The sequence below is a fragment of the Streptomyces boluensis genome, assembly GCF_009908195.1.
Taxonomy (GTDB): domain Bacteria; phylum Actinomycetota; class Actinomycetes; order Streptomycetales; family Streptomycetaceae; genus Streptomyces; species Streptomyces boluensis.
This window is the reverse complement of the sequence record NZ_JAAAHS010000285.1, coordinates 1-10,002: the sequence shown is the minus strand read 5'-3', so window position 1 is coordinate 10,002 and position 10,002 is coordinate 1. Positions and strand designations below refer to the sequence as shown.

The following is a 10,002-nucleotide window of genomic DNA, read 5'->3' as shown; positions in this document are numbered from 1 at the left end:
GTCGGGGTCGGGGTCGAGGGCTGCCGTCCCTGTGTGCACGGTCAGCGAGCCCAGCACCCCGAAGATCATCGGTTCAAGTTATCCGACCCTCGTCGTCGACGGGAGGCGGACGGCGGGACCGTGTCGGCGGCCGGGAGCACCGACAGCGATCCGACAGCGGTCCGACGGGACTCCCCGGCACGGTGTTCCTGGGCCGAACGGAACGGCCCGCACATCACCGCACACCACCGGCCGCCACCGGCCGCCGCACCGCACGCAACAGCGGCCTACCGAAGGAGAGTTGAGATGTCGCGAACGACCGCGGACCCCACGGCCACGCCCCCCGAAAGCGTCACCGGCGCAGTCACAGACACAGACACCGCCACAGGCACCGCCACAGAAACCGCCGCAGACACCGGCGCCGTCACGGTTCTCGGGCTCGGGCAGCTCGGCACCACCCTCGCGCGGGCCTTCCTGGCTGCCGGGCACGCGACCACCGTGTGGAACCGCAGCCCACGCAAGGCCGGCTCGCTCGTCGCGGAGGGTGCGGCCGCAGCGGCGTCCCTGACCGGAGCGCTCGCGGCGGGGCCGCTGGTGGTGATCGCCGTCTCCGACTACGCGGCCGTACGGGAACTCCTCGAACCGGTCGCCGACCGGCTGCGGGGCAAGGTGCTCGTCAACCTGACCTCCGGTACCCCCGAACAGGCGCGAGCTGAGGCGGCCTGGGCCGGACAGCACGGTGCCGCCTACCTGGACGGAGCGGCCATGAGCGGCACCCGGATCGTCGGCACGCCCGAGGCGCTGTTCGTGTTCAGCGGCGCGCCCGAGGTGTTCGAGGCCCGCCGCGGAGTGCTCGCGGCGCTCGGTAACGCCCTGCTCGTCGGGCCGGACGCCGGTGCCGCCGCGGTGTACGACACGGCGCTGTTCGGCCTGGCCTGGGGGGCGCTCGCGGGCTTTCACCACGCGGTCGCGCTGACCGGGGCGGAGGGGGTCGATCCGGTCGCGTTCGCGACAGTGGCCGCCGGTCACATGCCGTTCGTGACGGGCCTGATGGTCACGCACGCGGACCACGTCGCGACCGGCCGGTACCCGGACGACGACGGCACCGTCGACGTCCACGCGGCCGCCCTGGAACACCTTGCCGAGTCCAGCCGCGTGCGCGGAATCGGCACCGAACTCCCGGACATGGTCCGTGCGTTGCTGGCCCGCGCGAGCGCCGCGGGGCACGGCGCGGACGGCATCGCGGCTGTCGCCGAGGCCTTCCACACGGCACAGGAGCAGAACCATGCGTGAGAACCAGCGGCACACGTCCCGGGTATCCGTACTGGGACTGGGACGCATGGGCGCCCCCATCGCCCGGACCCTGCTCGCCCAGGGGCACCATGTCACCGTCTGGAACCGGACCCCCGAGCGTGCCGAGCCCCTGGTACGGGACGGCGCGCGCGTGGCCGGAACGGTGGCCGAGGCCGTCTCCGACGGGGAGTTGGTGCTGGTCACGCTCCTCGATCACGAGGCGGCACGGGACACCCTTGCGCGGGCGGGCGAGCGGCTGCGGGACCGGGTGGTCGTGAACCTCACCACCAGCACTCCGCAGCAGGCACGGGAGTTGGCCGGCCAAGTGGCCGGTCACGGGGCCCAGTACCTGGACGGGGCGATGCTGGGGCTGCCCGAGACCGTGGGGACGACGGAGGCGTTCTTCCTGTACAGCGGGGATGCTGAGGCCTTCGCGCGGCATCACGCGGTGCTTGAGCTGCTCGCTCCGGCGCACCATCTGGGGACGGATCCGGGGCTCGCCGAGTTCGAGGACCTGGCGCTGCTCGGCGGCGGATACGCGACTCTCGCCGGATTCGTGCACTCCGCCGCGCTGCTGGCCTCCGTGGGCAGGAGGGCCTCGGAGTTCGTGCCGCTCCTGTCCCGCTGGCTCACCGGGCTCCTCGCCTTCCTCCCGGAGCTGGCGCGGGAGATCGACGCGGGGGCCTACGCGGACGGCGCCTCGACCGTCGCCATGAACCGTACGGCTGTGGCCGGGCTTGTCGAGGTGAGTCGCGCACAGGGCGTCCCCCCAGGGCCGCACGCCGCGCTGCTCGATCTGCTCACGCGCCGGGAGGCCGAGGGCCATGGCGGCGACAGCTTCGCGAGCGTCGTGGAACCGCTGCGGCGACCCGGCCCGCCGGTCGGCTGACGGCCTCGGCTCCGTGCGGCCTCGGCTCCGTGCGGCCTCGGCTCCGTACGGCCCGGGGCCGCCCTCAGCCCGCCCTGCCCCGCAGCACCGAGCGTGCCGTCGAGTGCGGGAGCAGGTCGGCGGGGGAGCCGGGGAGGAGGACGCGTACGTCGGTGTCCTCGCGGAAGCGGTACGGGCGGTGGTCGAGGAGGCCCGCCAAGTAGCGGCGTATCCGGGAGAGTTCGGCGCGCACCGTGACCGTGCGTTCCGGGTCGCCGAACACGTCCGCCGCCAGGTCGGCGGCCGTGCGGCCCGTCGGGTGCGTGGCCAGGACGTAGAGGAGTTCGGCGTGCCGGGGCGAGAGTTCGTGGGTCCAGCGGCCGGTGCTGCCCGACACGGTGAGCGTCCAGTGCCGGGTGCCCGTCAGGTCGAGGACGAGGGACGTGCCGGTCCGTGCGTCCTGCGCGTCGGGGGCCGGGTCGGGGCGGAGCAGCCAGCCGCCGCCCGGCAACTCCTCGGCCGTGCACCCGCCGAGGGAACCCAGCCACGTACGGCCGCCGGTGAACGCTTTGGGCAGCGGGATCCGGTCGACCGGCGGCATGCCCGTGACCGCGGCCGTCCAGCCGTTGTCGTCCACCACCACCGCGCGGCCCGTCAGCCGGGAGAGCAGCGGCAGGGCCACCGACCGCAGCCGGTCGAGGGTCTCCAGATGCCGGGTGCGCAACTCCGCCTCCGCGAGCCGGGTCACCGAGTGGACCAGGGCCAGCGTCGCCGGATGCATCGTGTCGACCGGGCCGCTGATGTCGACGACGCCGATCAGCCGGCCGTCGCGCGGATCGGTCACGGGCGAGCCCGCGCACGTCCACGAGTGGTGGGTCCGTACGAAGTGCTCCGCCGAGAACACCTGCACCGGTCTGCGCACCACAAGCGGGGTGCCCACGCCGTTCGTGCCGACCGTCGACTCCCGCCAGTCCGCGCCCAGTTCGAAGCCGTGGCCGTCCGCCTTGCGCAGCACCGAGGTGTGACCCTCGCGCCACAGCACCCGGCCCTCCGTGTCGGCCACCACCATGATGTGCTGCGCCGCGTCCGCGATGGACACCAGGCCCTCCCGCAGCACCTGCACGATCTCCCGCAGGGGCGAACTGCGGCGCCGCTCCTCGATGTCCTCCACGGCGAGCAGTCCGGTCCGGTGGTCGTGGTCCGGGTCCACGCCGCCGCGCAGCATCCGGTCCCACGACTCCTCGATGACCGGGCGTGGTCCGACCGGTGACTCCGCCCCGGACAGGGCGGCGTCGCGCACGCCCTTGAGCAGCCGGGCGGCGCGGACCGAGTCCATCGCCGCGAGCCGTACCAGGTCGATCGTCGAGTTCGTCACCGGTGCCTCCCCGCAACCCCAGCGCGTATTGCTCTCGCTCGGCCCATCGTCCCGCCGGAACGGCCGGACGGGGCCGAGTTGGAAGGAGTCGATGCAACGGTGTGCAACTCTCGCGGAGCGGGGAGGCGTTGACCGAAAGTGGGCAGTAGGGGTGGTGCCGTGTCGGCGCGGCATCACCCCTGCGGCGCTTTCTTTTACGTCGGCGTACGTCGCGCCCTCTTTGTGGGGCACCCTCGATCGCCCTGCGGGCTCGTCCTCAAACGCCGGACGGGCTGGATTTCCCGGGCTACCCGAACTCCGGCGCCGCTCGCTCGACCACCGCCCCCAGATCCAGCGTGTGCGGCAGCGTGCCGAAAGCCGTGCCCCAATCCCTGCCCAAGCGGGACCCGCAGAAGGCGTCCGCTACCTCGGGGGGTGCGAAGCGGACCAGGAGGGAGCCCTGGAGGACCAGGGCGATGCGTTCGGCGAGGCGGCGGGCGCGGGCCTCGATGCCGTTCAGGTCGGCGAGTTCGGTCAGCAGGTCCTTGATCGCGCCGTCGAGCCGGTGGTCCGCGCCACGGGCCAGGCCCACCTCGCGCAGGAACGCGTCCAGCGCCTGCGGTTCGCGCTGCAGGGCGCGCAGTACGTCGAGGGCCTGGACGTTGCCCGCGCCCTCCCAGATCGAGTTCAGCGGGGACTCGCGGAGGAGGCGCGGCATGCCCGACTCCTCCACGTACCCGTTGCCGCCCAGGCATTCGAGGGCCTCCGCCGCGAGGGGCGTGCACCGCTTCGTCACCCAGTACTTCGCCGCCGGAACGGCGAGCCGCAGGAACGCCCGCTCCCGCTCCCCGCCCTCGTCGTACGCCGCCGCGAGCCGCAGCGCGAGCGTCGTCGCCGCCTCCGACTCCAGGGCCAGGTCGGCGAGGACGTTCCGCATCAGCGGCTTGTCGATGAGCGGGCCGCCGAACGCGCTGCGGTACGTGGCGTGGTGCACGGCCTGTGCGACGGCCTGCCGCATCAGGGCCGCCGAACCGAGCACACAGTCCAGGCGGGTCGCCGCGACCATCTCGATGATGGTGCGCACCCCGCGCCCCTCCTCACCGACCCGGCGTGCCCACGTACCGTCGAACTCGACCTCGGCGGAGGCGTTCGAGCGGTTGCCCAGCTTGTCCTTGAGCCGCTGGATCGCGAACGCGTTGCGGGTGCCGTCGTCCAGGACGCGGGGGACCAGGAAGCAGCTCAGGCCTTCCGGCGCCTGGGCGAGGACCAGGAAGCCGTCCGACATGGGCGCCGAACAGAACCATTTGTGGCCGGTCAGGGCGTACTCGCCGGATACCGAGAGCGGGCGGGCCGCCGTCGTGTTGGCGCGTACGTCGCTGCCGCCCTGCTTCTCCGTCATGCCCATCCCGAACAGCGCACCGGCCTTCCGCGCGGCGGGCCTGAGGCCCTGCTCGTACACCGTGGACGTGAGCCGGGGCTCCCACTCGGCGGCGAGTTCCGGGTCGGTGCGCAGGGCGGGCACCGCCGCGTGGGTCATCGAGACCGGGCAGCCGTGACCGCCCTCCGCCTGCGTCCACACGAGGAATCCGGCGGCCCGTCGCACATGCCCGCCCGGCCGGTTCCACGCCGAGGTCAGGCCCGCCGACACGGCGCCGTCGAGCAGCCGGTGCCAGGCCGGGTGGAAGTCGACCTCGTCGACGCGGTGGCCGTAGCGGTCGTGGGTGCGCAGCTTCGGCGGGTTCTCGTTGGCGAGGACGCCCCACTCCTGCACCTCGGCCGATCCCGCGGCGGTGCCGAGGGCGCTGAGTTCGGTGCGGGCCGCGTCGAGGAGGTCCGGGTCCAGATGCCTTTCGACCGCTTCGGACAGGGCTCGATCGGACGTGTACACGTCGTATCCCACCAGGGGAGGCGCCTGATTGGTCACGGTGTGGGTGCTCGCTGCCATACGGATACGGTAAGGACGTGCACCAGGCAAAAGAAACACCTGAGACCACCTCAGGACGGCTCCACCGCGCGCGGGTCCTCTACCGGAACGTCTCCAAGCGCAAGACCGCCTGGCTGCTGGTGAAGGACACCGTCGACTCCTGCGTCGAGTACCGCATCCTGGGCCTCGCCGCGGAGGCCGCGTTCTTCACCCTGCTCTCCGTACCGCCGCTGCTGCTCAGCCTGATCGGACTTCTCGGCTACGTCGACACCTGGACCGGCGCCGACACCATCCAGTCGCTGCGGGAGAACATCCTGGAGGCCGCGAGCACCGTCCTGTCCGACCGGGGCGTCACCGAGATCGCGAGGCCGATCCTCGACGACGTGATGAAGGGCGGACGGCCCGACGTCATCTCGATCGGCTTCGTGATCTCGCTGTGGTCGGGCTCGCGCGCGGTGACCGTGTTCATCGACACCATCACCGTGATGTACGGCCTCGACGGGGTGCGCGGCATCGTGAAGACGCGGCTGCTCGCGTTTCTGCTGTTCATCGTCGCGCTGCTGATCGGCTCGGTCGCGCTGCCGCTGATGGTCGCGGGCCCTGACGCCGTGATCGACCTGGTGTCGTGGTCCGAGTCGCTTGTGCGGGTCCTGTACTGGCCGGTGGTGATCCTGCTCGGGATCATCTTCCTGACGACGCTGTACCACGTGTCCGTGCCGGTGCGTTCGCCGTGGGTGGAGGACGCGCCGGGTGCGCTGGTGGCGCTCGGGATGTGGGTGCTCGGCAGTTTCCTGCTCCGTATCTACCTCACCAACACCATTGAGGGGCCCAGCGGCAGACCCACGATCTACGGTTCGCTGGCGGCGCCCATCGCGGTGCTCCTCTGGATCGGGGTCGCGGCCTTCGCGGTCCTGGTCGGCGCGGCCGTGAACGCGGCCGTCGACCGGGTGTGGCCCTCCCTCGCCACGGCCGCGGCGCGGGCCGCCAACGAGCGGGTCAGGGAGGCGCGTGCCGCCGAGGTCGTGGCCAGGGCGAGGGCGGCGCGGGCGGCGCAGGAGGACCCGGACAACCCGGAGATGCCCTCCGAGTTCCCGGAGCGCTGGGCGCAGTTCCTGCCGCCGGACGATGTGACGGGGCGCCTGCGGACCCACACCCGCAAGTCCGCCGACCCCTCGGACGAACGCCGCCACCCGCACGACTGAGGCAGACGTGGGGGCGGTGCCCCCAGAGCGGGGGAGGCGCTGAGGCCCGACAACTCGTCGTCTCCGTAAGGCAATTGCGCGACCTCCTGCCGGGTTGTGGCGTAGGTCACTCCACGGCAAGGTGCCCGCCATGCCAGAGCAACCAACCACACCTGAGGTCCATCGCCTCAAGGCCAACTCCGTCGGTCTCGTCGGCGTCGTCTTCATGGCGGTCGCCACCGCGGCGCCCATCACGGCGATGACCGGGAACCTGCCCATCGCCGTCGGCGCGGGCAACGGCACCGGCGCGCCCGCGGGCTATCTCTTCGCGACCCTCGTCCTGACCGTCTTCTCGGTCGGCTATGTCGCCATGGCCAAACGGATCACCGCCGCCGGCGCCTTCTACGGCTACATCTCGCACGGTCTCGGCCGGATCGCGGGCATGGCGTCCGGGATGCTCGCCGTCCTCGCGTACGTCGTCTTCGAGGCGTCGATCGTCGGCGTCTTCGCCTACTTCGCGAAGACCACCGTCCACGACCAGCTCGGCACCGACCTGCCGTGGATCCTCTACGCGGCCGCGATGCTCGCCGTCACCGCCGTCCTGTCGCACTTCGACATCAACCTCACCGCGAAGGCGCTCGGCGTGATGCTGATCGCCGAGATCGCGGTCCTCTTCGCCGTGGCCACCGCCGTACTGCTCCACGGCGGCGGCCCCGACGGCATCCCCGTCGAACCCATCAACCCGGTGAACGCCTTCACCGGCACATCCGCCGGGCTCGGCCTCTTCTTCGCCTTCTGGTCGTGGGTCGGCTTCGAGTCCACCGCCATGTACGGCGAGGAGTCCCGCAACCCCAAGAAGGTCATCCCGCGCGCCACTCTCATCTCGGTCGTCGGCGTCGGTCTCTTCTACATCTACGTCTCCTGGATGACCATCGCGGGCAACGGCCTGTCCGGTTCGGTGAAGGTCTCGCAGTCCACCAGCCCGCTCGACCTGTTCTTCGACCCGGCGCACTCCTTCATCGGCGCCTGGGCCGTCGACGCCTTCCAATGGCTTCTGATCACCGGCTCATTCGCCTGCGGCATGGCCTTCCACCAGTGCGCGTCGCGCTATCTGTACGCGATCGGGCGCGAGGGATTCCTGCACCGGGGCCTCGGGCGTACGCATCCCGCGCACGGCTCCCCGTACATCGCCTCCTACGTCCAGTCGGCGATCGCCGTCACCCTGGTCGCCGCCTTCTGGCTCACCGGCCAGGACCCGTACATCCACCTGTACACGCTGCTCGCGATCCTCGGCACGATGGCGATCCTCATCGTGCAGACCCTCTGCTCGTTCGCCGTCATCGGCTACTTCCGCAGGAACCACCCCGAGGACCGGCACTGGTTCACGACCTTCCTCGCCCCGCTGCTCGGCGGCATCGGCATGATCGCCGTCGTCGTCCTCCTGGTGATCAACATGGACACCGCGGCGGGAACGGCCGCCGACTCCCTCTTCTTCAAGGCCATCCCCTGGATCGTCGGCCTCGTCTTCTTCGGCGGCCTCGGGCTCGGCCTGTATCTGCGCGCGAAGCAGCCCGCCCGTTACGAGATCATCGGCCGGATCGTCCTCGAGGACGCGGCCGAGCGCGCCACCGACACAGACACCGACAGCGCCACCAGCACCGGCACCGAGCCATCGTCCGCCACCGTCTGAGGAGATCTCCCGTGTCTCGTACGCATCCCATGCACGCGTTGAAGCGACTGGCAGCAGAGCACGGCGAGGCCCGGCGCCTCGGAGTACCCGTCGCCGAGGTCCGCGGCGCGGCGGCAACGGCACCGGCGCGCCGGACGGTCCTCAAGGGGGCAGCGGCGGCGGGCCTCGCGATCGGCGCCGGTGTCGCTGCGGCACCCCGAGCGAGAGCCACTGGCGCCGCACCCCGCATCGCCGTCGTAGGAGCCGGAATAGCGGGACTCACCGCGGCCCTCACCCTCCACGACGCGGGCCTGAACTGCACGCTCTACGAAGCGAATCCGGACCGCGTCGGCGGCCGCATGTACTCCCAGCGCGACCACTGGGCGTACGGCCAGACCTCCGAGATCGGCGGCGAGCTGATCGACACCAGCCACAAGAAGATCCTCGAACTCTGCCGCCGCTTCGACCTCCCCGTCGAGGACTTCCTCGGCGGCGGTCCACAGGGTGCCGAGGAGATCCTCTGGTTCAACGGCGCCTACTACCCGCGCGCCCAGGCCGACGAGGACTTCAACGCGGTCTACCAGCTCCTGCGCCGCGACCTGTCGGAGGCGGGCGAGGTCTTCTGGAACCAGACCACCCCGACCGGCACCGCCCTCGACAACATGTCGCTGTACGAATGGATCGACTCGCGCGTCCCCGGCGGACACGGCTCGCCGCTCGGCCGCTGGTTCGACGTCGCCTACAACGTCGAGTACGGCGCCGACACCACGGACCAGTCCGCGCTCGCCCTCGTCCTGCTCATGGGCTACCAGACGAATCCGGGCCACTTCAACATCTGGGGCCTGTCCAACGAGCGCTACCACATCACCGGCGGCAACGATCAACTCCCGCACGCCATCGCCGACTTCCTGCCCGACGGCACCCTGCGCCCCGGCTGCGCCCTGACCGCCGTACGCGCCAACGCCGACGGCACCCAGACGCTCACGTACACCGAGGCCGGCGCCACCCGCACGGCCACCGCCGACCACACGATCCTGTGCGTCCCGCTGCCGGTCCTCAAGCAACTCGACCTCACCGGGGCCGGGTTGGACCCCCGCATGACGAACCTGCTGCGCGACGCCCGGATGGGCCACTGCACCAAGCTCAACATGCAGTTCTCGAGCCGCCCCTGGCGCGGCACCGGCGCCTGGCCCGGCGTCAGCGCCGGCGACTGCTTCACCGACACCGACTTCCAGCAGACCTGGGACACCACCAAGGTCCAGCCCGGCACCGGCGGCATCCTCATCCAGTACGGCGGCGGCACCCTCGCCAAGTCCCTGTCACCGGCGGGCCCGTTCAACACCGAGACGGACCCCTACGTACGCGACCTCGCCACCCGCTACCTCGGCCAGATCGACCAGGTCTTCCCCGCCACCTCGGCCGCCTGGACGGGCAAGGCCCAGCTCTCCGCCTGGCACAAGAACCCGTACGCGCTCGGCGCCTACTCCTACTGGCCCGTCGGCTATCTGCACCGCTACGCCGGCTACGAAGGCACCCCGCAGGGCAACCTCCACATCGGCGGCGAGCACTGCTCCTACGACTTCCAGGGCTTCATGGAGGGCGGCGCGACGGAGGGAGAACGCGCCGCCCGTGAGGTGATAGGGAAGCTGACCTAGGGGCGGGGCCTGGCCGTCGGTACGACGACGGGGGCGCCGTCGCCGGGGGCGGGGAGGATGTCCGCGTCGATGCCTGTCT

At 71.5% G+C, this 10,002-nt stretch carries 7 protein-coding genes; 5 read left to right on the top strand and 2 right to left on the bottom strand.

Annotation, left to right across the window (positions count from 1 at the left end):
• Window positions 1-285: 285 nt before the first annotated feature.
• Together GUY60_RS27650 and GUY60_RS27645 are read left to right on the top strand one after the other, a co-directional pair.
• Window positions 286-1,272 (top strand): NAD(P)-dependent oxidoreductase, encoded by a 987-nt coding sequence (locus tag GUY60_RS27650; protein WP_161702594.1) that lies wholly within the window; start codon window positions 286-288, stop codon window positions 1,270-1,272.
• Window positions 1,265-2,161 carry an NAD(P)-dependent oxidoreductase gene (locus GUY60_RS27645; protein ID WP_161702592.1) on the top strand — a complete coding sequence of 299 codons (897 nt, stop codon included), beginning with the start codon at window positions 1,265-1,267 and terminating at the stop codon, window positions 2,159-2,161. The genes GUY60_RS27650 and GUY60_RS27645 overlap by 8 nt, the downstream gene beginning before the upstream one ends.
• A 64-nt stretch (window positions 2,162-2,225) precedes the next feature.
• Here GUY60_RS27645 and GUY60_RS27640 read toward each other — a convergent pair whose 3' ends face one another.
• Together GUY60_RS27640 and GUY60_RS27635 are read right to left on the bottom strand one after the other, a co-directional pair.
• The gene (locus GUY60_RS27640; RefSeq protein ID WP_376771328.1) at window positions 2,226-3,515 is read right to left on the bottom strand and encodes a GAF domain-containing protein; all 1,290 of its coding nucleotides are present in this window, start codon (window positions 3,513-3,515) and stop codon (window positions 2,226-2,228) included.
• 286 nt (window positions 3,516-3,801) lie between these two features.
• Window positions 3,802-5,439 (bottom strand): acyl-CoA dehydrogenase family protein, encoded by a 1,638-nt coding sequence (locus GUY60_RS27635; RefSeq protein WP_161702590.1) that lies wholly within the window; start codon window positions 5,437-5,439, stop codon window positions 3,802-3,804.
• A gap of 17 nt (window positions 5,440-5,456) precedes the next feature.
• On the opposite strand from GUY60_RS27635, the gene GUY60_RS27630 reads away from it, so the two are divergent.
• The 3 genes from GUY60_RS27630 to GUY60_RS27620 all read left to right on the top strand — a co-directional run bounded on the left by GUY60_RS27630 (window position 5,457) and on the right by GUY60_RS27620 (window position 9,923).
• Window positions 5,457-6,620 carry a YihY/virulence factor BrkB family protein gene (locus GUY60_RS27630; RefSeq protein WP_161702588.1) on the top strand — a complete coding sequence of 388 codons (1,164 nt, stop codon included), beginning with the start codon at window positions 5,457-5,459 and terminating at the stop codon, window positions 6,618-6,620.
• A gap of 130 nt (window positions 6,621-6,750) precedes the next feature.
• The gene (locus GUY60_RS27625; RefSeq protein WP_161702586.1) at window positions 6,751-8,289 is read left to right on the top strand and encodes an APC family permease; all 1,539 of its coding nucleotides are present in this window, start codon (window positions 6,751-6,753) and stop codon (window positions 8,287-8,289) included.
• A gap of 11 nt (window positions 8,290-8,300) precedes the next feature.
• Window positions 8,301-9,923, top strand: coding sequence for a flavin monoamine oxidase family protein (locus GUY60_RS27620; protein ID WP_312866446.1), 1,623 nt, complete (start codon window positions 8,301-8,303; stop codon window positions 9,921-9,923).
• Window positions 9,924-10,002: the final 79 nt, after the last annotated feature.

What these genes read in the sequence shown, in the direction of transcription:
- GUY60_RS27650 (WP_161702594.1), top strand. Translation starts at nt 286, where the DNA reads ATGTCGCGAACGACCGCGGACCCCACGGCCACGCCCCCCGAAAGCGTC.
- GUY60_RS27645 (WP_161702592.1), top strand. Translation starts at nt 1,265, where the DNA reads ATGCGTGAGAACCAGCGGCACACGTCCCGGGTATCCGTACTGGGACTG.
- GUY60_RS27635 (WP_161702590.1), bottom strand. Translation starts at nt 5,439, where the DNA reads ATGGCAGCGAGCACCCACACCGTGACCAATCAGGCGCCTCCCCTGGTG.
- GUY60_RS27625 (WP_161702586.1), top strand. Translation starts at nt 6,751, where the DNA reads ATGCCAGAGCAACCAACCACACCTGAGGTCCATCGCCTCAAGGCCAAC.